Here is a 23,492-nt window from a genome sequence, read left to right on the forward strand (position 1 = left end):
AAGGAACAGTTAAGGAATAGTTAAAAGGCAATCAAAGGACGCTAAGCCATTCTACCAGTTGTGAATGGCACCATCGGGGCTTTTCAGGATCGGATGCGGGTACTTCGTATTCTCCGCTATTTCCATGAGGAACGTAGCCTTTTTCGGGTCGAACTTCACTCCAAGGCCCGGAGCGGGATTGAGGTAAAGCTTACCGTTTTTGAAATTGACCAGGTCTTCGTTGAAGTAAGGCGGTCGCTCAGGTTCGCCACCCGCCAGTTCCATCAGGCAGCGTGTAGGGCTGCTGGAACCCATCACATGCACCAGCGTAGCGACGGCGAGCGGCCCCGTGAAGTGCGGAATCATGCCTACGTAGTGCGTCTCGCACATAGCGGCCAGTTTCTTGAATTCAGAGATGCCGCCCGTGTTCGGAATAGTGAACCGGGTGTAATCGATCAGGTGCTGCTCAATGAAGTTGTTGCTGTCCCAACGGTCGCCAAACTGCTCACCGACGGCAATGGGCACGCTCGTTTGCTGCCGGATTGTTTTGTACACGTCCGGGTTTTCGGACCGCACAATGTCCTCCACGAAATACGGCTCCAGGTTTTCAAGGGCTTTGCAGATCTTGATCCCCTCGGTAGTGTCGAAGCGGGTATGCAGGTCGATGGCCCATTTGCCGCCCCCGCCCACGGCCGCATCGATTCGTTTACAGAGTTCAATCGTTTTCTTCGCGTTGTCGTAGAAGTCGAACGGTTCGGAACCATTGCCACCTGTTGGCCCGATCCGGTACGCCCGTAACCCGGCTTCAATACAATCCCGGGCGCGTTCTTCTTCGGTTTTGGCTTTGGAGGCCTTGAATCCGGTAGCATAGCACTCAACGTAGTCGCGGGTGGCTCCGCCCAGCAGTTCGTAGACAGGTACGCCCAGCGCCTTTCCTTTTATGTCCCACAGTGCCATGTCGAGGGCTCCCTGCGCATGCAGTTTTTCACGACCTGGGGGGTAGAACATACCCCGGTACAAGTTCTGCCAGATATGCTCGATCCGGAACGGATTTTCACCGATTATCATCTGAGCACACTGCTCAATCATATCCTTCGAGCCGCCCTCGCCGATACCAATAATGCCGCCGTCGGTTTCGATCTCGACAATGCCCCGTGCCTGATTGAAAAGTGGCTTGGTATAGCCCGGGGCCGCATAGTACCGGATTTTTGTAATCTTTAGTTTCGGTATGGCAGCCTCCGATTTGACCAGCGGAAGCCCGGCCATAGCTGCACCAGAACCCAGAATGGCGGATTTGATAAACGTTCTTCGTTGCATACAACTCGGGTAAAGATTTAGGAAAAGGGCTTGCTTTAACGATTAAGCAAACGGATAAAATATAAAATCAGGTAACGAGTGCTTTGACTTTCGAGGAATTACGGGCAATCAGCGTGGCCTCCATCAGCACCTGTCGGGGTGGCTGTTCAGGGTCTTTGAGCTTGCTGATCAACAGCTCCACCGCCGTTTTGCCGAGCGCTTCCATGGGCTGCTGGAGATACGTAATAGGGCAGTAGTAAAGGTCGAAGGCTTCGGCCTGACCGAAACTGACAATCGCCAGGTCGTCCGGAACCGTCAGCCCTAATTCGTTAATGTACTTCAGACCACTGATGGCCAGCCGGTACGTACTAAAAATCAGCGCGTCAACCGGCTGGTCGGCGGCCAGCATCCGGTCGATACCGGCGCGTATTTCCGGTTCAATCCGGCCGAAATCAACCTCCGTAAGCCAGTCTGGGTGGAACGTAATTTCAGCATCGCGCAGCGACTCTACATACCCCCGAATTCGCTCCTGCATGTGGAACAACTGCGACCGGTACGCAATCAGACCAATGTTGCGGTAACCACCTTCGATGAGGTGGGTCCCGGCTATGTAGGAAGCGTGGTAGTTATTCAGAACAACGTAGTCGGTCGGAATGGCCGGGAAGTGTCGGTCAAGCAGGACAAATGATACGTTCCGGCTGCTCAGGTATTGAATCTGCTCTTCGGTGTTTTCGGAGGAGACGATGATAAACCCATCGACCTGCCGATTCAGCAGTACGTTGATCAGATCCCAGGATTTATCGGCATCTTCGTCCGAGCTGCCGATAATGACCGTATAATCGTTCTTCTTGGCCTCGTCTTCTACAATCCGGGCAATGTTGGCAAAGAATGGGTTGGATATATCGGCTATAATGAGCCCAATGGTCTGGGTTTTTCCACTGCGCAGGCTCTTGGCCAGGTAATTTGGCTTGTAATTTAGTTCAATCGCGATCTGCCTGATTTTAGCCGCAATATCGACTCCTACCCGGCTTTCTTTCTCCTTACCGTTGAGTACATAGGAAACCAGTGCGGTCGATACGCCGGCTTTCTCCGCAATGTCCTTCAAGGATACTTTTTTCTTGCTCATGAGGAGAGACCTGGCAGCGAGAAAAAGTATCGAGGGAGCGGCTCGTTGTCAGTATTACTGTCAAATGTAAGCTTAATCGTTTAAATAGCAAATTTTTTGTAGATATTTTCTAAAAAATTTCATTTTGTAAGGAAATGTGGCCTGAATAAATGGCTCTTACGTATCAAACCGATGCCTTCTTTGGCTTTGTTGTCATGAAATCTTTCAGGTAGAACGGCTCGAATGAAGCTACGTCCTCAAACCGGCGTTCGACGAAGGCAACGCCCGCCAGCTCGCCGACCGTCCGGGCCGATGGATGAATAAGCTGCGCCAGAAACCGGGCATTTGAGTGATCGCTCAGCACCGGTCGGCATTTGTCGGCACCGTCGCCGAAAAATACTACGGGGTTGCGATCCAGCACGTCGGTAAACGTTTGCTCATCAACAATTTTGGCCGATGTAGGCATCACGACCGTATTTGCTTCGCCATACAGAGCGCAGTACACTTCCATTCGTCGGGCGTCGAGCATAGGGCACAGAATAGGAAGCGTAGAATCGGCGTTGGTGGATGTGATCCATGGCCGCACCTGCGCAGCCATGGCTTCGAGGGTATTGATGGCAATCAGCGGCTTGTCAAGCGCGAAGCATAACCCTTTGGCGGTTGAGACACCAATCCGAAGCCCGGTGTACGACCCTGGCCCTTTCGCTACGGCAATGGCGTCAAGTTGTTGGAGGTCGTGGCCGCTGTGACGGACTACATCGCTGATGAGCGTCGTCAGCATGGCCGAGGAGGTACGTTCTGTAAATAATTCGTAACTCCCGAGTAGTCTGGCTTTTTCCGGATTTTGAGCGGTAGTCTCGTTGATTTGATGGAGCGCAACAGAACAGACGGTTGTCGAGGTGTCGATGGAGAGAATGAGCATAGAGGAGGAAAGGAGGAAAGGGAGGAGAGGAGGAAGGGACGAAAGGAGAAAGGAGTATCCCCCTCGTCCCTTTTCTCCCCTTCCTCCTCTCCTCCCTTTCTCCTCTTATTTCTTTCCTTTCAAAATTTCCTGGTAACGATTCATATTGCCGAACAGGTCAAGCGCGGCCTTGATTTCGGGGTCAGTGCCGAACGACGACTCTTTCAGGCCTTTCTGCAAGTAGTAATGCCCCGTAATTTCCTGCTCAAGCAGGGTTTTGATTTCACTTTTGAACGTATTGAGGTCGGCATCCTTGCTGTGCGACATCTTCGTTTTCAGCGACTTCAACTGATCCTGAATCTGATCGAAGTATTTCTCCTTCTTGGCCGAGGCTTCGAGGGTGCCGAGGTCTTTTTCTACCTGAGTGGTGTAGTCGTATTCCTTGTCGCTCAACCACTTCACAAAGTCCTGGTATTCGGCATCGGTCAGGCGGAACTCCCGGGCGGGTTTGATCGTCGGATGCTCATGCCGGTACTTGACGGCGTAGTCGAAAATCAGCCCTTTGTTAGTCAGGCTCAGGGCAATCGGCGTCGGTGTCTGGTCCTCAACGGCAATATCGGGCGTTACGCCACCGCCGTCGTACACGACGCGGCCGACTTTGGTTTTGAAGGCTGTTTTAAGCGAATCCGGAATCTTACCTACGCTGCCGTCGGGGTTGCGGTGGCTGTAGTCGATGGCCTGAATACAACGGCCGCTTGGAATGTAGTATTTAGCCGTGGTGATTTTCAGCTTGGTGTTGAATGACAGTTCGCGGGTCGTCTGAACCAGGCCCTTGCCGTACGTCCGCTGACCAATCAGTACCCCACGGTCGTAGTCCTGGATCACACCCGACACGATTTCGGCCGCCGATGCACTGTGACTATTGGTCAGCACCACAATCGGAATCTCAAGGTCAACGGGTGGATTCAGGGCCGTGTAGGTCTTATTCCACTCGGTCACTTTGCCTTTCGTCGTCACTACCTCCGAATCTTTCGGAATGAACAGGTTCGAAATGTCGATGGCCATGTTCAGCAGACCACCCGGGTTCTCACGTACGTCGAGGATCAGCTTCTTCATGCCCTTGCCTTTCAACTCCTGAAAAGCAGTACGTACTTCCCGCGAGGCCGTAGCCGTGAAGTCTTTCAGATCAATGTAGCCGACCTCATTATTGATCATGCCGTAGTAGGGCACGTTCGTCATCTTCACTACGTCGCGGGTAACGCTCACGTCGACGGGGTCTTTCTGACCGTAGCGCTTTACAGTCAGCTTAACGGCCGTATTGGTCTGGCCACGTAGCAGCTTACCGGCGTCGGCATCCCGGCGCGACTTTACGTCCACACCGTCCACTTTGATAACCTCGTCGCCAATCTGCAGACCGGATTTTTCGGCGGGGGTTCCTTCGTAGATCATCAGTACGATGTTCTTACCCTGCCGCTGGCCGATGAGGGCGCCGATGCCGTTGTAGCGGCCGGTCGTCATGGTCATGTAATCTTCGATCTCGTCTTCGGCGAAGAAATTGGTGTACGGGTCCAGTGCCTTCAGCATGGCGTCGATGCTGGTCTTGACCATCCGGTTTGGATTGACCTCGTCGACGTAGTACATGTTCAGTTCCTTGAACAGGGTCGCGTAGATGTCGAGGTTGCGGGCGATCTCAAAGAACCGGTCGTCGTTTCTGAACGAATACAGACCGACACTGCCTGCCAGCAGCGCTGTTGAGGCTATTAGGGTAAAGCGTTTACGAAGGCGCATGGGAGAGTCGTTTAAAGCCCGGCCAGGTTATAATTTCTGTAAGGCTAATTTCATACCTTTTTCTATTTCTTCAAACGAAATTTTAGCCTTGGCGGTATAAAGAAACGCAATAGCGGCCGGAGGTTGCTTCGACTGGTTCCCAGGACGAAATAAAAGTGATTTATTCAGGCGGTACGCTTCCCGGACACGTCGGCGAATAAGGTTGCGGTCAACCGCCCGTTTGAAGTTCCGTTTGGAGACAACAATCAGGATGGCGGGGAGTATTTCTGACGGATGTGAACGGTCAGACGTACCGTCAGACCGGGTTTCATCCGGATGCGAACCATCACCTTCGGTCTGACGGTACGTCTGACCGGACAGGCCTGGTTGTTGTGATGCGTCGGTCAGACGTACCGTCAGACCTTCTGGGCTCGGCTGTTGTGGATCGCTGGTCTGAGGGTACGTCTGACCGGATGACCCCTGGAGGTCCTGGGGAAGATACAACACCCGAAACGGAAAAAGGTAGAACGTTTTCGTCAACGCACTACCCTTTTCAAATAATTGACTAATAACTTTTTTGCTGCAAAGCCGCTCGGATTTCGTGAAGGTTTGCCGCATGAAGTCGGTTTACGGTTTTTGGTTTACGATTTTAGCTCATTCTGCCAACCGTAGCGACAGATTGCCGTGAACCGAAAACCGTAAACAGATTACAGCTTGAAGCGTTCGCCTTTCTTCTCGTCGGATACGGTCAGTTTCCAGCGACCCTTTGCGCGACGACGGGCCAGCACCTTGCGGCCGTTAGCGGTTGACATCCGCTCGCGGAAACCGTGTTTGTTTTTCCGCTTACGGTTTGAAGGTTGGTACGTTCTTTTCATGATCTATCTGCCCTAAATGCCTTGTTTTCCAAATGAGTGCGCAAAGGTACGGCAAGTTTAGCAGTATATCAAGCACAACTAAAAAAACGATTTACTTTCCCGTTGGTTGATTAACTAATTGGGTAAATGGCTAATTTGTGGATGCCCACCGGGGTTCGTTGCCATGTAACCGACCCCTTTGCCCGAATACTTACCTGACTTTTCTATGCGATACAGAATAGCTGCCGATGCCGACGCTCCTCATTACCTGGCTGTTGAAGCCGATCTGGATACCATCACCACACAAACGGTTGAGCTTCAGCTCCCCGCCTGGCGACCTGGACGTTATGAACTGCAGCATTTCGCCAAGAATATTCAGCGGTTTCAGGTCGTAGATGATACAGGACAACCTCTGCCGTTCCGCAAAATCGCGAAAGATCGCTGGCGGGTCGAGACTAACGGTGTGTCGGCCCTGACGGTACGGTATAACTACTACGCGAACATTATCAACGCCGGTACCAGCTTTGTCGACGAAGGGCTGCTGTACGTGAACCCGATCAATCTGTGTCTGTATGCCGAGGGGCGGATCGATGAAGAATGCACTTTGGAACTGGACATTCCGGCCGACTGGCCCGTAGCTTGTGGCCTACGGCAGCTTGCACCCGGTGTTTTGTGGGCTCGCGACTATTATGAACTGGTCGATTGTCCGCTCATGGCATCGCCTTTTATTCAGGAAGTCAGCTACGAAGTACAGGGCGTTTTGTTTCACGTGTGGATACAGGGTGGCTGGCGAACCGATGGAACGGATTCATTTGATCCGGAACGGATTCGCCGGGACTTCAGCCAGTTTTCGGTGAAGCAGATTGAATTATACGGCGAGTTTCCGGAAAAAGAGTACCATTTTCTGACCATTGTGCTGCCAACAGCCTTTTACCACGGCGTAGAACACCGCAACTCGACCATGCTGGTACTCGGGCCAAACGACGAAGGCGAGGGGCTCTATCAGGATCTGCTGGGGGTATCGTCGCACGAGTTGTTCCATGCCTGGAATATTATCCGCATCCGGCCCGCCGAACTATTACCTTACGATTTCACGAAGGAAAATTACTTCACCACCTGCTTTGTAGCAGAGGGGGTTACGACGTACTATGGCGACTTGATGCTGCGTCGGTCGGCGGTATTCAATGATGCTGCCTATCTGAAAGAGTTGCAGGTGATGTTCAAGCGCCACTTTGAAACCAGCGGCCGGGCCCTGCAATCGTTGGTGGAATCGTCGTGGGATCTTTGGCTGGATGGTTACGAAAAAGGGGTTCCGGATCGGAAAGTGTCTGTTTATTATAAAGGAGCCATCGCAGCGCTGATTCTTGATCTGCATATTCGTCGTCGGACCAACCACGCCCGCTCGCTCGATGACGTAATGCGAACCATGTGGGCGCAGTTCGGCAAACCCTTCCTCGGCTACACCCTGGACGATTACCGGGCCGTAACGGAAGCCGTGGCGGGCGAATCGCTGGACTGGTACTATGATCTGTGTATTTTTGGCAATCAGCCGCTGGAAGCCAAGTTAAACGAATACCTGGCGTGGGTATCACTACGTATCGAATACGACGAATCCCACACTATTCATTTGCTGGAAACCGGTGATGAAGCAGGCCTGCTGCAACGGGCAAAGTGGTTCGGTGCACCGCTGACCCAAGAGCCTCACGAAGGAGCGGTTGCCGAAGAAAATCTGGAAAGAACGTAAACACTAAATGAAGTACCCATTGACCCGTCGCTGGCTTTGCCTGCTGTTTCTGGCGGCTCAGGCCGTTTATGCCCAATCTCCCGAAAAGCCGTGGATGCTCGGTCCGTTCCGTAAACAGAACGCGGCTAACCCCATTCTGGACGCTAAGGCTACCACTACGTTTGCCTGCCCGATCCGGCAGGAAACCGTCAAATGGGAAGAGAAAGACGTATTCAATCCAGCGGCCGTGGTGCGAAATGGTAAAGTGTACATGATCTACCGAGCCGAGGATACCGTTGGTAAACATGCCGGTACGTCGCGGCTGGGGCTGGCCGTTAGTTCTGATGGCATCCATTTTCAGCGGATGCCTAAACCGGTGTTCTATCCTGACAATGACCCCATGAAACGTTACGAGTGGGAGGGGGGCTGCGAAGACCCCCGCGTGATCGAAAGCCCGAATGGGGTTTACGTGATGACGTACACGGCCTACGACGGCGACAAGGCCCGGCTGTGCGTAGCGACCTCCCGCGACCTGATGACGTGGCAGAAACAGGGGCTGGTGTTTGGGCAGGCAGCCAATGGGAAGTACGTAGATCAATGGTCAAAGTCGGGGGCTATTGTCTGCAAACGGGTGGGTACTAAAATTGTGGCCCAGAAGATCAACGGAAAATACTGGATGTACTGGGGGGATCAGCCTCAGTTGTACATCGCTACGTCCGACGACCTGCTGCACTGGACGCCAATGCTGGATGCAGAGGGCAAGCTGGCGGCTGCGGCCGAGCGCCGTCCCGGCAAGCACGACTACCGATTGCTGGAGCCGGGGCCGTATGCCATGCTGACGCCGAAAGGCATTTTGCTGATCTACAACGGTATGAATGACGCCAAGAATGGCGATCCGAATTTGCCGGAGGGCGCTTATGCCGGAGGGCAACTCCTGTTTGCTGCCAACGACCCGACCAGGTTGCTCGACCGTTCGGAACAGTACTTCATCAAACCCGATCAACCGTACGAAACCGAAGGGCAGGTCAATCAGGTGTGCTTTCTGGAGGGTATGGTGCCCTTCAAGGGGAAATGGTTTTTATACTACGGTACTGCCGATTCAAAGATTGCCGTGGCGGTAGCCCCCCAGCGATAAGTTTTGTCCATCAGCGTACGTATCCTAACCCACCTTTGCTATGCAGTCGACTACGCCAGTCATGTCATTTGATGAATATGCCCGCTGTGATGCTACGGCCCTTGCCGAACTGGTTCGTAACGGCGAGGTAAGCCCGGCCGAGCTGCTGGAAACAGCCATTGCCCGTGCTGAAGCCGTCAATCCGGCCCTGAATGCCATCGTAACCCCCCTGTACGATAAGGGCCGGCAAATGGCCGCCGATCTGCCGCAGGCGCCTGATTCCGGTTCGCCGTTCTACGGCGTCCCCTTTTTGCTTAAAGACCTGGAGTTGCAGTGGGCTGGCACGCCAACCAAGTCCGGCTGCGTGGGTTATCAGCAGTACGTTGCCACGGAGGACAGCGAAGCTATAAAACGGTTGAAACGAGCCGGTCTGGTGTTCTTTGGTAAAACCAATACGCCGGAGTTCGGTCTGACGCCCTACACCGAATCGAAACTGTACGGGCCGGCTCACAACCCGTGGAAGCTGACGCATTCGCCGGGTGGATCGAGCGGAGGATCGGCCGTAGCGGTGGCTGCCGGCATTGTACCGGCCGCAACAGCCAGTGATGGGGGCGGGTCAATCCGTATTCCGGCGTCGTGTTGTGGGTTGTTCGGGCTGAAACCGTCCCGTGCCCGCGTTACGCTGGGTACTCGTTTTGGTGAAGTATGGGGTGGAGCCGTAGCCAGCCACGCCGTGACGCGCACGGTTCGCGACAGTGCCGCGCTGCTTGATGCGGTGGCTGGGCCGTTGCCGGGTGATCCGTATGGCATTTCCGCTCCCGAGCGACCATTCGCACAGGAAGTGGGTCGCGAACCGGGACGACTGCGCGTAGCCTTTTCGACCCAGACACTGATTGAGTCGCAGCCGGTGCATCCGGAGTGTGTAAACGCCGTGCAGGAAACGGCCCGGTTGCTGGAGCGATTAGGACACACGGTCGAGGAGGTGCCGCTGCCTTACGAAAAAACGATTCTTACGCAGGCATTTTTTACAATGGTGCTGGGCGAGACAGGCGCTGTGCTGAGAGAACTCAGCGAATACCTGGGGCGGCCGGTCAGCCGGGGCGATGTGGAGTTGAACACCTGGGCGCAGGCACGACTGGCCGCAGGCTTCTCCGCCACGGACTTTGCCTATCAGAAACGGCGCTGGAACGTACTGAGTCGTAGCATGGGGCAGCTTCACGAAACGTATGACGTCTTTCTGACACCAACCTTACCACGGCCGCCTATTGCTATCGGCGATTTTCAGAATACAGTTACAGAGCAACGAATGCTTAAACTGGCCGACTCGGTTGGGGCGCTGAAATACCTGAAAGGCTCTAAAGTTGTGGACGACATTGCGGAAAAATCGCTGGGGTACATCTCGTTTACCGCTACCACGAATATGACGGGCCAGCCGTCTATGTCAGTGCCGCTGCACTGGTCGGCCGATGGGCTGCCCATTGGGGTGATGTTTGCCGCCCGGCTCGGCGACGAAGCTACGCTGTTTCGACTGGCCGGGCAGTTGGAGCAGGCAGAACCCTGGTTTAATAAACGGCCTCCCGAACCAGCGAAGTAACCTTACACCCGTGCTGCTTCGGTGGCAGGTTTTGGGGCCGTGGCCGGCGCAAAGCGGTCTTTCAGTTTCAAAAACTGCTTCTCAAAGTATTCGTACGAGAACCAGGCGAGCAGCGTCGTAAGCGCGTAGCTGAGCACGTACAGGCCTATAGAGAAGCCGGGACCATACGGCAGAAACTGACGAACAACGTACAGGCTCAGCACAATCGCGAAAGGATGATACATGTACAGCCCGTACGAAATCTTACCCATGAAAGTACACAACCGGTTCTCCAGGTCGACTACCGAATTGGGGTTATGGGCCAGGTTCATCAGCATAAACACGAAAAACACGGCATAGCCCTCGTAGTTTAAACCTGGAATCCGAATGCCGCTGGCCAGCATAACGCCCAGTACGGCATACACCACCCATTGCACCGATCGCTGATACAGCAGCCGCAGCACCGGATGGTTCTTGAACACCAGATAGGCGCCAACCCCGCCGATGGCCATGCAGCCGATGCGGAAGTGAGCCAGGAAGTCAGTAATGAGCAGCATCGTAGTGCCGGCCTGGGGCGCGGAGGAACCCGGACCGTAGCGCAGCCAGAAAAACCAACCGCCCAGAGCCAGCGCGATACCGAGCAAAATCAGCAGAGTCCGACGCGGGTTCCGGCTGCCGATCAGCCACGGCCAGATAAGATAAAACTGTTCCTCAACACCTATCGACCACGCGTGCGAACAAAGCGGCATCTCACCGTAGAGCGTCAGGGCGAAATTGGGCAACACCAGCGCGAACAGAGTTAGTTTCTGCGCGAAATTCTCATACGTATGCTCTGATACGCCGGGGATGTAAAGGGCCGGAATATGAGGAAAGACGAAAAAACTCAACCCGACCAACAGAAAATACAGCGGCCAGATGCGCAGGATGCGCCGAACGTAGAAATTGCCGATCTGTATGCGTCCGGCCGTCTGCCGTTCGGCCAGCAGCAGGTACGTAATCAGAAAGCCACTCAGCACAAAAAACAGGGCCACACCTAGTTTGCCGGCTTGGTAAACGATAGGGTGGTCGTTGACATTCGTGAAGGTGTCGGTATAACCAAAGGTGGTCTTGTATTGCTCAATATGATGCACCACCACGGCCGAAGCTGCGATGAATCGAATTCCATTAAACCCAGGAAAATAGACCAGCGATGACTGCGCCGGAGGTATGGTGTTTTGAACCATAACGTTGATTAAAGAGACTTACGGCAGCAAATAGTTGCCTTAAAGTTCCGTATAATCTAACTCTTTGCCAAATGTCTCCTCAATAGTGGCCAGGGACCAGACGCCAATGGCAAAGCATAGAAAAGCGACCAGCCCACCGGCCCCTATAACGCCAAGGGATGGTTTCAGGGCCTGAAACAACGGAATAGTCAGTAACGTAGTAGCCCGTACGTTATTGGCAACAGACGTCGTAGCCGTAGCGCGAAGATTGGTGCCGAAGTTCTCGGCCGTAACGGTCAGGAACATGGCGATATAGCCAATGCCTAACCCCATACCGAGACAAACGGCGTAGAAAGCGCTCGTAGAGCTAAGACCTCCAAACAGGTAGATACCAACAAAAAGGGCGGTGAGGCCCATCATCAGTCCGATGGCTCCTCGGCGTGAACGTAGTCCCTGGCTTAAAAAACCACTGCCCAGATCACCGACCACCATGCCGATGTAGGTGTAGAGTACGCATTGGCCGGGCTGAATAGGCTCGGCAATGCCAATCGCCTTCCCAAACTCATTGCCAAACGTAGCCAGTATCCCAATGACGAAGTAGGTTGGCACGGCAATGCCCATGCAGCGAAGGTAGCGCACGAACCGTTGTTTGTTCGAGAACAAAGCCCAGAAGTTACCCCGGCTGACGTTCGTGGCTTCGGCGCGTTTGTACATGCCGGATTCGAGTACGCTGACCCGTAGTAGTAGCAGGGCTAGCCCCAGGCCGCCCCCAACAAAATACGTAGTGCGCCAGTCGAACAACTGCACAGTGAAAAACGCGACAACGGCCCCCAGCAACCCAACACTCGCTACCAGCGACGATCCGTAGCCACGTAGCTCCTTGGGCAGAATTTCGCTGACGAGTGTAATCCCGGCACCCAGTTCGCCCGCCAACCCCAGACCGGCCACAAACCGGAGCCCGGCGTAGGTAGTGGGATCGTTAACGAATCCACAGGCGATGTTGGCCAGCGAATACGTAACGATAGAGCCGAACAGCACCGAGAGCCGCCCCCGCTTGTCGCCCAGAACGCCCCACAGAATACCGCCGAGGAGCAAACCCGCCTGCTGGAAGTTGTACACTCGCCCGCCGATGATAGAGATGTCGGTTTCGGACAGACCCAGATCTTTCAGGCTGGGTACCCGGACGATGTTGAACAACAGTAAGTCATACACATCGACAAAGTACCCGAGAGCCGCCACGATGACCGGCAGCGAAAATAGCGGACGCATGGATACCGACGAGGATTGAACAGCGGTGGTTGACGATTGCATAACGGGTTGAAGACTAGCCGTTGGCAAGATAGAAAAAAGCGTCGTCCCTCCGTGAGGGTATTGGGCATTTGGGGCATAGAAAAAAGACACGGCGTAAAACACCGTGTCTTTAGCAATTCATCTAATAATCTCACTATGAGAACTCAGTTCATGGTTATCTGGCGGGAAGGCAGCGTTTCACGAATGCTTGGTGTTGATAGCTTAAACGTTCGCTCTTCAGTCTGGATGCCATCGGAGATCCGGAACGTGTACCGGCCGTCGCCGATCTGACTCAGGTCGAATTGTTGCCGGAAGCCGTTCTTCTTGCCACCTTTTGCCGGCAGCACTTCCCGGAACATCACCTCGCCTTTCTCGTTTGTCAGTTGAAGTTCGATTTTGCTACCAGGTTTATATTTTTCCAGGCACATCCACAGTTTAGACGGATCAGCGGCCGGGAACATTGCCACTCCAAATGACTTTTTCTGGGTCAGGTCATCGTCTATAGCAAAGGACGATACAGACACACTCATGGCAAAAAGCAGGGCTCCGATGGTTGACTTGGCGAACGTTTTCATTGGGTTGACGGATTTGTGTGATAACCTTTAATTGTCAATCCAAAGAGTGAGAGGCATTCGCTCAGCGCCGGGCTTGGTGAGAAACGGTTAATAAAAAGGATGAACGGCGGATGATTTTTTTGTAAAAAACCAAGCCAGATGGGCTTTAAATGAAGATTATCCGGTAATTATTATATTACTGTTTGTGGAAGAAATGCCCATTGAGCCCGTCAGATTAGGCCGACCGTTCCGCAAACTGTCAGAACTACAATTTACTCGTCGACAAAGTCCAGATCCTTGCCAAAGGTCTCTTCCAGTCGGCTCAGCGACCAAAAAGCCAATCCATAAACTACCACACCGAGGATGCCTGCGGCTATGAGTGCGCCAACCGATGGTTTAAGGAACTGGAAAAGCAAGGTCATTGGGATGAGCGTACCCCGAACGACGCTGGGTACCGACGTAGTGGCCGTTGCGCGGAGATTCGTACCGTACAATTCGGCTACCATCGTCAGATACATGGCAATGTAGCCGGTGCAGAAACCGGCCAGACCACAGATGGTATAAATCCCCTCGGCTGTATCAATGCCACCAAACAGGTAGACACCGCTTAGCAGCGCACTGAAAATAAGAAGCCCCGTGATGGTTTTGATACGGGATTGCAGCCACTGACTCAGCGGGCCACTCAGCAGGTCGCCACCGGCCAGTCCCACGTAAATCATCATGACGCACCGCCCCGGTTTCACTCCTTCGGCAATGCCCATGGCCTGCCCCAGTTCGTTGGCGAACGTAGCGAGAATACCGACGATAAACCACGTAGGCATACCAACCGTCACGCAACGCAGGTATTTTATCGTTGACGGCCACGATCGGAAAAACTGCCAGAAATTTCCCCGGCTAACGTGCTTATGTTCGGCTTTCATCCGGCTGAACAAACCAGATTCGAATACGCTCACCCGCAGCAGGAGGAGGAGCAAGCCCATACCCCCGCCCACGAAAAATGCCGTTCGCCAGTCGAACCACTCCTGCGTCAGGTAAGCGGCTCCGGCACCAAAGTAGCCAATACCTGCCACCACCGCTGAGCCGTAGCCCCGAATCTCTTTGGGCAGAATCTCGGCTACCAGTACCATAGCAACCCCGATTTCGCCGGATAGGCCAATGCCGGCCAGAAAGCGCAGGAAAGCATACGTATTGACGTCATTAATGAACCCGCAGGCGATGTTGGTCAGGGAATAGGTGAGAATGCTGGCAAACAAGACGGACATGCGGCCCCGACGATCGCCGAGAACACCCCACAAAATGCCGCCAAGCACCAGCCCTGCCTGCTGACAGTTAAGAATGAACGTACCGGCCCGTGATACCTCGGCTTCCGACAACCCCAGCGATTGCAGGCTAGGCACCCGCACGATGCTGAAGATGAGCATATCGTACACATCGACAAAAAAGCCGAGTGCCGATACGATGACTGGTAAAGCAAACAGAGGCCGTAGAGAAGGGCGGGGTGGCGCAGCAACTTGCATAGGAAGCAGGCAGAACGTAACCAGGACTTGGGTTACTCTTCCAGGTAGTTAAGGTCCTTCCCGTGTGTTTCAGGAATGGTCAGGGTCGAATAGAGCCCAATGGCAAAGCTAATCAGACCGACCACCGCTCCGGCGTTGATAACGTCGAGCGAAGGCTTCAGAGCCTGGTAGGTCAGCGTCATGGGGATCACCAGGCCACGTACCATGTTCGGTACGGTGGTGGCGGCCGTGGCCCGGAGGTTGGTACCAAACTGCTCGGCCCCGATGGTCACGAACATGGCCCAGTAACCGATGCCAAAGCCCAGAGCCAGACAGAGGCCATACAGCATGGTGGGCGATGAAACGCCCGCGTAGAGATAAACCAGACTGAACACCAGCGCCAGCGACATCAGCAAAGCAACCCCTTTTTTGCGCGACGACAGCGCCTGGCTTATGAAGCCGCTGGCCAGATCACCGGCGGCCAGCCCGACGTAGCACCACATGATGGCTAGTCCCGGCTGAATTTCTTCCGCAATACCGAAGGCTTTCCCGAACTCGTTGCTGAACGTAGCCAGAATGCCGATGACAAACCAGGTGGGCAAGCCGATGCCGATGCATTTCAGGTAGCGCACGAGCCGGTTGGCGTTGGTAAAAAACGACAGGAAATCGCCCCGGTTTACGTGCTTCTGCTCCGAAACGTCGGTAAACATCCCCGATTCGACCACGCCTACTCGAAGCAATAGCAAGCCAAAGCCCAGCCCACCGCCTACAAAAAAGGCCATCTTCCAGTCGAACAGTTGAACCGTAAAATACGCAACCACAGCTCCAAATAGTCCGATTCCGGCCACCAGGGACGTACCGATGGCCCGTTTTTCTTTCGGCAGTACTTCGCTCACGAGCGTAATGCCCGCGCCCAGTTCGCCGGCCAGACCGATGCCCGCCACAAACCGCATCAGGGCATAATACGTGGTTGGGCTCATGAACGTAACGTCGGCGACGAATCCGCAGGCTACGTTGGCAATTGAATAAGTAATGATGGAGCCGAATAGTACGGATAGCCGCCCGCGTTTATCGCCGAGAACACCCCACAGAATGCCGCCGAGGAGCAGACCGCCCATCTGCCAGTTCAGGATGCTGGCCCCAACGGTCGAAATCTCCTCGGGCGTCAGGCCGAGGTCTTTCAGGCTGGGTACGCGAACAATGCCAAACAGCAGAAGATCGTAGATATCGACAAAATAACCCAGTGCGGCCACAATGACCGGTAGGCTGAAAAGTCCGTGCGTAGTAGTCTTGGGTTCGGAGGAAACGGTTGGAACGGCCATACGGCTAAATCAGTAAACAAAGATGATTCTGCAATTATACGAAATGACCAAAGAAGTAAGAAGTAATAATCCGCTAACGATCACTGGTTGGCACCGATGAATCCGGTTCGTCCAGCTTTTCGTGCGTGTCTGTAGGCGCTGGAATTGCTGGTTCCGATACGGGTTCGTCAGTCGTGGGACTGGCCGAAAACGCAACCGGCCGGGGCTGCGGTGCTGGTTTGGGCAACGTTTCATAGACATGAGCGGCTGTTCCGAGCGCCCATACTTTCAAACCAACGCGGGTAAAAATCAATACCTGCTGGATAACCAGCATAATCAGGATTGTTGGCCAGTTACGCATCGTGATCAGGCTATCGAACAGAAAATACAGGGCAAAGAAGCCGGTGCCGACCAGGATGAGCAGCCAGTAGAGTCCATACGTTTGGCCCAAGTTACGAAATACCAGCCGACCTGCCCGCCCAAAGGCGCGGAACCCGTTGCGGACGTCTTCGCGGAACATCAGCACCTTAGCGTAATCGCCGATGCACAGAATCAGGGTAGCGGTCAGCACGAAGAAGAGGAAAAATACCAGTCCGACATAAAATATTCCCTGCTCGGTGAGCGTATCGCTCAACATAATTCCCACCAGCGTGCCTGTTACCAGCCAGATCCCGGCTCCGACGCAGATGAACAGGAACGTTACGCCGAATAAACCCAGGTAGCGCTGGAGGTAATGACTGCAAGCCTGCCAGAACGTACCGGCGCTGAACCGAATGCCCAACTGATTAAAATGCAGCAGAATGCCACCCGTAAAAAAGATGCTCAAAAAGACATAAAGCACGCCCAGCCACCGGCCAACGCTCATCAGCGGACTAATGGCTCGCCCGCTACGGTGCATGAAGTCGGAGAAGACGGTATAGTCGAAGCCACCAAGCATATTCAGCGGGCCTAGTGAGTTCTGGTCTTCGGCTTTGAGCGTGTTATACATGGGCAGGGCCGCCAGCAGCCCCAGGGCGAGTGTAATGCCGTAGATTAGCCAGATTAACCGGCGCGAAGCAAGGGTTTGGCGTAGGGCCGTTGTAAGTGCGTTCATACGGTTAGTCGGTTAAAAAAGCCACGCCAGCCACTGCATCCAGTTTTCAATCCAGAACAGAAATTTCGTCGCAAACTTAGCCGCCGGGGCCGACGATGGCTCCAGCGTCAGGCTATTGTTGTTCAGGTCAACGTCCATGAAAATTTTCTGCTTCGGGTCGATGTGTGCCCACACAACTTTCGCTTTCTCGTTGAGCGTAAACGTGCGCTGACGCGCTTTGCCGTCCCAGAACAGCATCAGTTCGTTGCCGTTGTCGAAATGCACCCGTACGTCGACGGGCATTTGCCCATCACCCAGGCGCTGCACCGTTATGGTTGCCTGCTGTTCGCCGTTGCGGGGCCGGTTTCGGATGTCGGTCAGTTCATAATCAATCACCTTGTCGCCGTAGAGCACCTGATCGAAGAACCAGTTCATGTCTGGACCATATTTACTGCCGAGTCGTTTAGGCACGATCTCGTTCACGATGGCAATGAAGTCGTCGGCGCAGGGGTGTTTGAATTTCCACCGGTTAAAATACGTCTGCATGATTTCGTCCATCACACGTCGACTAACCAGGCCTTCCAGTGTTCGGAGCCAGGTGGCTGTTTTTGAATACGTCAGCACACCGTAGTAACCCTGGGGTAACTGCCAGGTATTGCCGAACGAGGAGCCAATAGCTGGGTTATCGAGGTGAACATAGCTGTCGCGGGAGCTTTCGAGGTCGCCCATGCGGAACCCCAGCAGGTCAATCTGCGAGGAGTTAGGGCCGTAGGTTTCGTCCATGATCCGGCCTTCGTAATACTGGTTAAAGCCTTCATCGAGCCAGGCTTCTTCAAATTCGTTGGATGCCAGCAGTTGCATAAAGTACTGATGCCCAAACTCATGGACGGTCACCACCTCCGGGAAGCGGGCACCGTCGGGCAACCCCCAGGCTGTTCCGGCCGTAATAAACGTCGGGTATTCCATCCCGGCCGAACCGCTGGCGTGAAACGGCGGGTCCACCACGGTCAGGTTTGGAAACGGATACTTGCCGACGTATTTGTCGAAGTAGGCCAGGGCCGCAATCGCTGCGTCCATGTGCCGCTGGGCCTGATCCATATGCTCGGGCTGCATCAGCAGTTCGATGCTGACCGGGCCGCCGGAGCGAGGCTGCCATTTTCCCGTAACAACCTGAAAGTGGGGCGATGCCGTCCAGGCAAAATCGACTACGTCCTCGGCGTGCCAGCGGATCGTTTTGGTGTTGTTGGCGCCCATGTTTTCACCAACCATCAGGCCGGTGGCGCCCACCCAATAGTTTTTCGGGGTGGTGATGGCTACATCGTACACCCCATAATCGGCATAAAACTCCGAGTGGGCGTGAAACTGGTGGCAATTCCACTGGCCGGTTTTTGCGTAGCGGGTGCCGGCCGGTTCGTACACGCCAATCTTGGGAAACCACTGACCCACCAGAAAATAATCGCGGCTGTAGCCGGTCCGGGCGAAGATTTTGGGCAGTTTCGCCTGAAACGTAATATCGAGCGTAATGGTCTCGCCCGGCCCAACAGGTTTGGATAACGGTACGCGGATGACCGTACGGTCGTCGCGATTGCCGTCGTCCGGCTGGATGAACTGGTATGCCAGCGTTTCGCCCCCGCGGACCTTCATTGACGTTACGTCGATGGAACCATACGGGTTTTCCTTTGTATCGCGGTCAATTTCGGTGCCACGCAGTTGCCCGCCCGATTCCCGCATGAACGTCGTTTGTTCGTTGCGGAAAGCGTTCAGGTACAGATGAAACCGCAACTCCCGAATGACATCGTTGGATGGGTTGCGCCACACCAGCGTTTCGCGGCCGTTCAGCTTTTTGGTCGTCGGATCGAGCGCCACCTGGATCTGGTAGTTAGCCAGGCGAGGGCTTAGGGGCTGCGGAAAAATGGCTTTCGGCGACTGCGCAAAGCCCGGCAGTGTCGTGACAAAGCCAACGAGAGCAAGCCAGCAGCGAAATGTCATGAGGAAGATCAGTTTAGGCAAGGCTAATTACTAAAAAGGCGGCTGGATTCCAAGGTGTAGCGGATAGACGGCTGATCGATCGATGGAATTGATCAGCCCTACTAACTACACAGCCGGTTCCGCTATCTACTTGAAGCGAAACCGGCTGTTCGGGCAGGCGACAGATCACTTTCTGGCTACGACCGTGTATTTTACGTTGTTCCGGAAATAATTCAGCGTGACCTCTTTTCCGTCGATGGTACCGTATCGAATGCTGTTGCCGATGTACATATCGTACGTGGCTCCGCTGGCTTTGCGCAGGGTCAGCTCACCGGCCAGTAGTTCCTCTTTGTTCAGGGTCAGCGTAACGGAAACGATCGACGTATAGCCCCAGATTTTTACTACGGCAACGGTGCCCGATGGGGCCGGAGCCGGTGCGGCCGGTGATTCTGAACTGACGGATACGATCTGATACGTACCGGTGTAGTCAGGGGCCGGTTCTTCTTCGTAGGTGCCTTGATCGGGGCTACAGGCCGTTAAGTATATAAATACGGTAAAAACCAGTAGCCGTATGGCAGACGGAATGAAAAACTTCATAAAGTAACGAATCAGTATTAAGTTGATTACAACGCGTAAGCTCATGGAAAAGTAGGTTCTTTATCTTTACGCCCTGAAGCGAACAAAAGTATAGCTTCTCACCGTAACTCACTGTACTTGTAACTTAATGAAACATCTATCCCACCTATGGGTAGGCCTTGTGCTGCTACCCCCTGTCCTCTATTTTATTTTTTTCTCAATCTACGCCATCAACCTGCCCATCGGCGACGATTTGATTGTAATTCTCCGATTTCTGATTGAGTGGGACTGGGCCGATACGGCAACCCGGAAGTGGCATCTGCTCAGTCAGAACTTCATCGAACACCGGCTGGTCTTTACGCGGCTATCGGCTTTACTGACCCGCTGGCTGTCGGGAGAACTCAATTTCAGGCTGGTCATGCTGGTGGGTAATGTGTGTTTGCTGGGTATTCTCTGGCTGTTTAGTCGCCCCATCGTGCGCACCCGGACCGACTGGTGGTATGTACTGCCGGTGTCGTTGCTGTTGTTTCAGCCAATTGCATACGAAGGCAACTTCTGGGCTATTGCCTCGACCAACTACATGCCGGTCTGCTTCTTTGGCTTCCTGACCTTCTTTCTGTTAAGCCGTCAACGCATCCGCTGGGACGGGGCAGCCGCTTTAGCCGCTGCGGCCGCTACCCTGACGTTTGCCAACGGACTGCTTATTTGGCCTCTGGGTAGTTTGATACTGCTTCTCCAGCGCCGTGTCCGGTCGCTGGTCGGGTGGAGTTTGCTGGCAGCCCTTGCTTTTTACTTGTACTACGTTGGGTTTGACTACGTGAACCGCCCCGACATGGTGCATAAGCTCGTCTATCTGTTTCCTGATGTAATGGCGAACCTGCTGCTGTTGTTTGGAGCCTTTGCCAATCCGATGGACAGAAGCCACGCATTGAGTTCGTTTGACTACATACCGATGCTTTTCGGTGCGCTGCTGTTCGGGTGGATTCTGTACGGACTGTTTGTGCTGATCTGGCAAACGCCCTTGCTGAACGGGCGTCGGGCGGTAGCAAACCCGCAGTGGACGTACTTCCTGATCGGATCTGGTCTGTTTCTGTTGTTAAGCTGCTGCGCGTTTGCGGCCGGCCGCACCCTTGAAAACGTAGTGGTGTCTGAGAGCCGCTACCGGAACTTCCCGGTGTTTTTGCTGGTACTTGGCTACGCGCTGGCTTTTCACTTGTCGACTGATTCATGGCGACCGGTAGTTGGGCGAACTGCCCTCATCGGTACGCTGCTGTTCTGGCTGAGCAGCTACCTGGTATACACCCCCAGGCTCGAATCAATGCAGCGACATCGGAAAGCTGGCGTTTACAACTGGACTCACAACCGTTCGTGGGCTATTTATGGCGATGGCGGCTATTTTAATAGGGCGTCCATGCACCTGTCGAACTGGGCCGAGCGATACGCTGCCAACTGGTATGCGTTCCCGTCGTACCTGACGATTCCGGCAGCTTCGGCTAAAACGAAGCTGTGCGAGAGCCGGGCCGTCAGCGCTACGCTCAACGTAACGCCGGGGCTGGATGTGCTGCACATAGAATATCCGGAATGCACGGAGATGAATGGTGAGCCATACGGTATGCTGCAGTCGGGCCGATCGGTGTGGTTGTTTGGCATTACGAAAAAAACGAGCTTGCGACGGCTGCTGACCAACGGGGAGTTTGAAACGCGCTACCTGATTGGTGATCTGATTCTGAATACCAAGTCAGTAGATGACCTGCCGGCTGGTAAATACCGGGTTGGCGTCGCTCTGTTGAAAAACGATAGCCTGGTAGCCGGTACGTTGGTACCTAACTTTACCATGCAGGTAGCCAGCCGCTAGAACCAGCCGGAACGCCATCAATCCTGTGGCTAATTGTCGGGTCGCTCTCAAACTTTGCATGCTATTTTGTTACTTTGCCGATGGTTTGAAACCTAGCTTAGGAGCTTGGTAATCAAACCCGAAAAAATAGCATTTTCTGAATTTAACCCTTCTGCAATGAGTACCATTCAAAGCATTCATGCCCGGCAGATTCTGGATTCGCGCGGCAATCCCACAGTTGAAGTAGATGTACGGACCGAATCCGGTTTTCTGGGTCGAGCGGCCGTACCGTCAGGGGCGTCGACCGGAACGCACGAGGCTGTTGAACTTCGCGACGACGACTCAAAGGTGTACGTTGGTAAAGGCGTTCTGAAAGCTGTATCTAACGTTAATGAGTTGATTTTCCCCGAGCTGGTTGGCCTGTCGGTGTATGAACAGGGTATGATCGACAAAATCATGCTCGAACTGGATGGAACGCCTAACAAGGGTCGTCTGGGGGCCAACGCGATCCTGGGTGTATCCCTGGCCGTGTCTAAAGCAGCCGCTCAGGAAGCGGGTCTGCCGCTGTATCGCTACGTGGGTGGCGTAAATGCCAACACCCTGCCGGTACCGATGATGAACATCCTGAACGGAGGCAGTCACGCCGATAATTCAATCGATTTCCAGGAGTTTATGGTGATGCCTGCCAATGCCACCAGCTTCTCGGAAGCGCTGCGGATGGGTACGGAGGTGTTTCATACCCTGAAGAAAGTTCTGAAATCGAAGGGCCTGTCGACCAACGTAGGTGACGAAGGTGGTTTTGCTCCGAACATCGCTTCCAACGAAGAGGCTATCCAGACGATTCTGGAAGCTATCGAAAAAGCAGGCTACCGGCCGGGCGAAGACATCTGGATTGCTATGGATGCCGCTACGTCGGAGTTTTACGTTGCCGATGAAGGCGTATATCACTTTAAAAAATCGACCGGCGACAAACTGACGTCGCGGGAGATGGCCAACTACTGGAAAGAGTGGGTGGATAAGTATCCGATCCTGTCCATTGAAGATGGTATGGCCGAAGACGACTGGGAGGGCTGGAAAGCACATACCGATCTGCTGGGCAAGCGTATCCAACTCGTTGGTGACGACCTGTTCGTAACGAACGTAACGCGCGTACAGCAGGGCATCGAGCAGGGTATTGCCAATGCTGTACTGGTGAAGGTAAACCAGATCGGCTCACTCACCGAAACCATCGATACGGTTAATCTGGCGAAGCGGAATTCGTACAAGAACATCATGTCGCACCGTTCGGGCGAAACCGAAGATGCTACCATTGCGGATCTTGCTGTTGCTCTGAATACGGGTCAGATCAAAACCGGTTCGGCTTCACGTTCAGACCGGATGGCTAAGTACAACCAGTTGCTCCGCATCGAGGAAGAGCTGGGGGAAACGGCGTATTTCCCAGGTCTGAAATTTTAACAGTTTGTGGTTTGTAGTTCGTAGTTTAGTGGGGTTACCTGCATCAAACCACGAACTACAAGCCACAAACCATAAGCACTATGCTGAGCCGTTTTCTTCGCCCGCTGCGTAACTTCTACCTCGCTACCGGACTGGTTTTGCTCGTCTGGATGTTGTTCTTCGATGCCAACGATCTGCCGTCGCAGGTGCGTAACTGGTGGAAACTGCGCGAGCTGGAGAAGGATGCGGTTTATTTCCAGGACAAGATTCGGGACGTACAAAACCAGCGGCAGGAAGTGCTCGGCAATGATCGGCTGCGGGAGAAGTACGCCCGCGAACGGTACCTGATGAAGAAGCCCACCGAAGATGTATTCGTCATTGTGGACGAAAACAACGAACCGATTGAAAAATAGCAACGGATGAAGGGCAGGGGATAGATCTTGCTCTTCGCCC

Annotated in this window: 20 protein-coding genes; 6 read left to right on the forward strand and 14 right to left on the reverse strand. The window is 54.0% G+C overall.

Annotated elements, in window-relative coordinates; all coding sequences use genetic code 11:
• Positions 1-51 precede the first annotated feature (51 nt).
• The 6 genes from BN8_RS30165 to rpmH form a co-directional block, all read right to left on the reverse strand.
• Complete coding sequence (locus tag BN8_RS30165; RefSeq protein ID WP_009285758.1) at positions 52-1,296, reverse strand: mandelate racemase/muconate lactonizing enzyme family protein; 1,245 nt, start codon at positions 1,294-1,296, stop codon at positions 52-54.
• A 67-nt stretch (positions 1,297-1,363) separates the two neighbouring features.
• Entirely contained in the window at positions 1,364-2,401 is a 1,038-nt protein-coding gene (locus BN8_RS30170) for a LacI family DNA-binding transcriptional regulator (protein ID WP_009285759.1), read from the reverse strand.
• Between the two features lie 163 nt (positions 2,402-2,564).
• On the reverse strand, positions 2,565-3,302 hold the full coding sequence (gene tsaB / locus BN8_RS30175; RefSeq protein WP_009285760.1) for a tRNA (adenosine(37)-N6)-threonylcarbamoyltransferase complex dimerization subunit type 1 TsaB: 738 nt from the start codon (positions 3,300-3,302) through the stop codon (positions 2,565-2,567).
• Between the two features lie 105 nt (positions 3,303-3,407).
• Positions 3,408-5,069 (reverse strand): S41 family peptidase, encoded by a 1,662-nt coding sequence (locus BN8_RS30180; RefSeq protein ID WP_009285761.1) that lies wholly within the window; start codon positions 5,067-5,069, stop codon positions 3,408-3,410.
• 27 nt (positions 5,070-5,096) lie between these two features.
• The gene (locus BN8_RS32680) at positions 5,097-5,666 is read right to left on the reverse strand and encodes a ribonuclease P protein component (RefSeq protein WP_009285762.1); all 570 of its coding nucleotides are present in this window, start codon (positions 5,664-5,666) and stop codon (positions 5,097-5,099) included.
• An 89-nt stretch (positions 5,667-5,755) separates the two neighbouring features.
• Positions 5,756-5,923 carry a 50S ribosomal protein L34 gene (gene rpmH, locus BN8_RS30190; protein WP_009285763.1) on the reverse strand — a complete coding sequence of 56 codons (168 nt, stop codon included), beginning with the start codon at positions 5,921-5,923 and terminating at the stop codon, positions 5,756-5,758.
• Between the two features lie 205 nt (positions 5,924-6,128).
• Between rpmH and BN8_RS30195 the strand changes: the two genes are divergently transcribed.
• From BN8_RS30195 to BN8_RS30205, 3 genes are read left to right on the forward strand one after another with little or no spacing between them, the layout of a single operon-like run.
• Positions 6,129-7,646 (forward strand): M61 family metallopeptidase, encoded by a 1,518-nt coding sequence (locus BN8_RS30195; RefSeq protein WP_009285764.1) that lies wholly within the window; start codon positions 6,129-6,131, stop codon positions 7,644-7,646.
• A gap of 7 nt (positions 7,647-7,653) precedes the next feature.
• Positions 7,654-8,760 (forward strand): glycoside hydrolase family 130 protein, encoded by a 1,107-nt coding sequence (locus BN8_RS30200; protein WP_009285765.1) that lies wholly within the window; start codon positions 7,654-7,656, stop codon positions 8,758-8,760.
• Between the two features lie 40 nt (positions 8,761-8,800).
• Positions 8,801-10,333, forward strand: a complete 1,533-nt coding sequence (locus tag BN8_RS30205) for an amidase (protein ID WP_009285766.1) — start codon at positions 8,801-8,803, stop codon at positions 10,331-10,333.
• A gap of 2 nt (positions 10,334-10,335) precedes the next feature.
• Here BN8_RS30205 and BN8_RS30210 read toward each other — a convergent pair whose 3' ends face one another.
• The 8 genes from BN8_RS30210 to BN8_RS30245 all read right to left on the reverse strand — a co-directional run bounded on the left by BN8_RS30210 (position 10,336) and on the right by BN8_RS30245 (position 19,792).
• Positions 10,336-11,535, reverse strand: coding sequence for an acyltransferase family protein (locus BN8_RS30210; RefSeq protein WP_009285767.1), 1,200 nt, complete (start codon positions 11,533-11,535; stop codon positions 10,336-10,338).
• Between the two features lie 39 nt (positions 11,536-11,574).
• The gene (locus tag BN8_RS30215; protein WP_009285768.1) at positions 11,575-12,825 is read right to left on the reverse strand and encodes an MFS transporter; all 1,251 of its coding nucleotides are present in this window, start codon (positions 12,823-12,825) and stop codon (positions 11,575-11,577) included.
• A 143-nt stretch (positions 12,826-12,968) separates the two neighbouring features.
• Complete coding sequence (locus BN8_RS30220; protein WP_009285769.1) at positions 12,969-13,379, reverse strand: hypothetical protein; 411 nt, start codon at positions 13,377-13,379, stop codon at positions 12,969-12,971.
• Positions 13,380-13,630: 251 nt separating this feature from the next.
• Complete coding sequence (locus tag BN8_RS30225) at positions 13,631-14,875, reverse strand: MFS transporter (RefSeq protein WP_009285770.1); 1,245 nt, start codon at positions 14,873-14,875, stop codon at positions 13,631-13,633.
• A 32-nt stretch (positions 14,876-14,907) separates the two neighbouring features.
• Complete coding sequence (locus BN8_RS30230) at positions 14,908-16,176, reverse strand: MFS transporter (protein WP_009285771.1); 1,269 nt, start codon at positions 16,174-16,176, stop codon at positions 14,908-14,910.
• Positions 16,177-16,249: 73 nt separating this feature from the next.
• A complete protein-coding gene (locus BN8_RS30235; RefSeq protein WP_009285772.1) occupies positions 16,250-17,248 on the reverse strand; it encodes a hypothetical protein in 999 nt (332 codons plus the stop codon).
• Positions 17,249-17,260: 12 nt separating this feature from the next.
• Positions 17,261-19,216 (reverse strand): M1 family metallopeptidase, encoded by a 1,956-nt coding sequence (locus BN8_RS30240; protein WP_009285773.1) that lies wholly within the window; start codon positions 19,214-19,216, stop codon positions 17,261-17,263.
• 165 nt (positions 19,217-19,381) lie between these two features.
• Entirely contained in the window at positions 19,382-19,792 is a 411-nt protein-coding gene (locus tag BN8_RS30245; RefSeq protein ID WP_192579109.1) for a hypothetical protein, read from the reverse strand.
• Between the two features lie 127 nt (positions 19,793-19,919).
• Between BN8_RS30245 and BN8_RS30250 the strand changes: the two genes are divergently transcribed.
• The 3 genes from BN8_RS30250 to BN8_RS30260 all read left to right on the forward strand — a co-directional run bounded on the left by BN8_RS30250 (position 19,920) and on the right by BN8_RS30260 (position 23,452).
• Entirely contained in the window at positions 19,920-21,626 is a 1,707-nt protein-coding gene (locus BN8_RS30250; protein WP_009285776.1) for a hypothetical protein, read from the forward strand.
• 156 nt (positions 21,627-21,782) lie between these two features.
• Positions 21,783-23,060 carry a phosphopyruvate hydratase gene (gene eno, locus BN8_RS30255; RefSeq protein WP_009285777.1) on the forward strand — a complete coding sequence of 426 codons (1,278 nt, stop codon included), beginning with the start codon at positions 21,783-21,785 and terminating at the stop codon, positions 23,058-23,060.
• An 80-nt stretch (positions 23,061-23,140) separates the two neighbouring features.
• Entirely contained in the window at positions 23,141-23,452 is a 312-nt protein-coding gene (locus BN8_RS30260; RefSeq protein ID WP_009285778.1) for an FtsB family cell division protein, read from the forward strand.
• Positions 23,453-23,492: the final 40 nt, after the last annotated feature.

It is taken from the genome of Fibrisoma limi BUZ 3 (assembly GCF_000296815.2).
GTDB classification, from domain to species: domain Bacteria; phylum Bacteroidota; class Bacteroidia; order Cytophagales; family Spirosomataceae; genus Fibrisoma; species Fibrisoma limi.

What these genes read in the sequence shown, in the direction of transcription:
- BN8_RS32680 (WP_009285762.1), bottom strand. Translation starts at nt 5,666, where the DNA reads ATGCGGCAAACCTTCACGAAATCCGAGCGGCTTTGCAGCAAAAAAGTT.
- BN8_RS30180 (WP_009285761.1), bottom strand. Translation starts at nt 5,069, where the DNA reads ATGCGCCTTCGTAAACGCTTTACCCTAATAGCCTCAACAGCGCTGCTG.
- BN8_RS30220 (WP_009285769.1), bottom strand. Translation starts at nt 13,379, where the DNA reads ATGAAAACGTTCGCCAAGTCAACCATCGGAGCCCTGCTTTTTGCCATG.
- BN8_RS30250 (WP_009285776.1), top strand. Translation starts at nt 19,920, where the DNA reads ATGAAACATCTATCCCACCTATGGGTAGGCCTTGTGCTGCTACCCCCT.
- BN8_RS30170 (WP_009285759.1), bottom strand. Translation starts at nt 2,401, where the DNA reads ATGAGCAAGAAAAAAGTATCCTTGAAGGACATTGCGGAGAAAGCCGGC.
- BN8_RS30245 (WP_192579109.1), bottom strand. Translation starts at nt 19,792, where the DNA reads ATGAAGTTTTTCATTCCGTCTGCCATACGGCTACTGGTTTTTACCGTA.
- BN8_RS30165 (WP_009285758.1), bottom strand. Translation starts at nt 1,296, where the DNA reads ATGCAACGAAGAACGTTTATCAAATCCGCCATTCTGGGTTCTGGTGCA.
- BN8_RS30195 (WP_009285764.1), top strand. Translation starts at nt 6,129, where the DNA reads ATGCGATACAGAATAGCTGCCGATGCCGACGCTCCTCATTACCTGGCT.
- tsaB (WP_009285760.1), bottom strand. Translation starts at nt 3,302, where the DNA reads ATGCTCATTCTCTCCATCGACACCTCGACAACCGTCTGTTCTGTTGCG.
- eno (WP_009285777.1), top strand. Translation starts at nt 21,783, where the DNA reads ATGAGTACCATTCAAAGCATTCATGCCCGGCAGATTCTGGATTCGCGC.
- BN8_RS30205 (WP_009285766.1), top strand. Translation starts at nt 8,801, where the DNA reads ATGCAGTCGACTACGCCAGTCATGTCATTTGATGAATATGCCCGCTGT.
- BN8_RS30225 (WP_009285770.1), bottom strand. Translation starts at nt 14,875, where the DNA reads ATGCAAGTTGCTGCGCCACCCCGCCCTTCTCTACGGCCTCTGTTTGCT.
- BN8_RS30215 (WP_009285768.1), bottom strand. Translation starts at nt 12,825, where the DNA reads ATGCAATCGTCAACCACCGCTGTTCAATCCTCGTCGGTATCCATGCGT.
- BN8_RS30200 (WP_009285765.1), top strand. Translation starts at nt 7,654, where the DNA reads ATGAAGTACCCATTGACCCGTCGCTGGCTTTGCCTGCTGTTTCTGGCG.
- BN8_RS30230 (WP_009285771.1), bottom strand. Translation starts at nt 16,176, where the DNA reads ATGGCCGTTCCAACCGTTTCCTCCGAACCCAAGACTACTACGCACGGA.
- BN8_RS30235 (WP_009285772.1), bottom strand. Translation starts at nt 17,248, where the DNA reads ATGAACGCACTTACAACGGCCCTACGCCAAACCCTTGCTTCGCGCCGG.
- rpmH (WP_009285763.1), bottom strand. Translation starts at nt 5,923, where the DNA reads ATGAAAAGAACGTACCAACCTTCAAACCGTAAGCGGAAAAACAAACAC.
- BN8_RS30240 (WP_009285773.1), bottom strand. Translation starts at nt 19,216, where the DNA reads ATGACATTTCGCTGCTGGCTTGCTCTCGTTGGCTTTGTCACGACACTG.
- BN8_RS30260 (WP_009285778.1), top strand. Translation starts at nt 23,141, where the DNA reads ATGCTGAGCCGTTTTCTTCGCCCGCTGCGTAACTTCTACCTCGCTACC.
- BN8_RS30210 (WP_009285767.1), bottom strand. Translation starts at nt 11,535, where the DNA reads ATGGTTCAAAACACCATACCTCCGGCGCAGTCATCGCTGGTCTATTTT.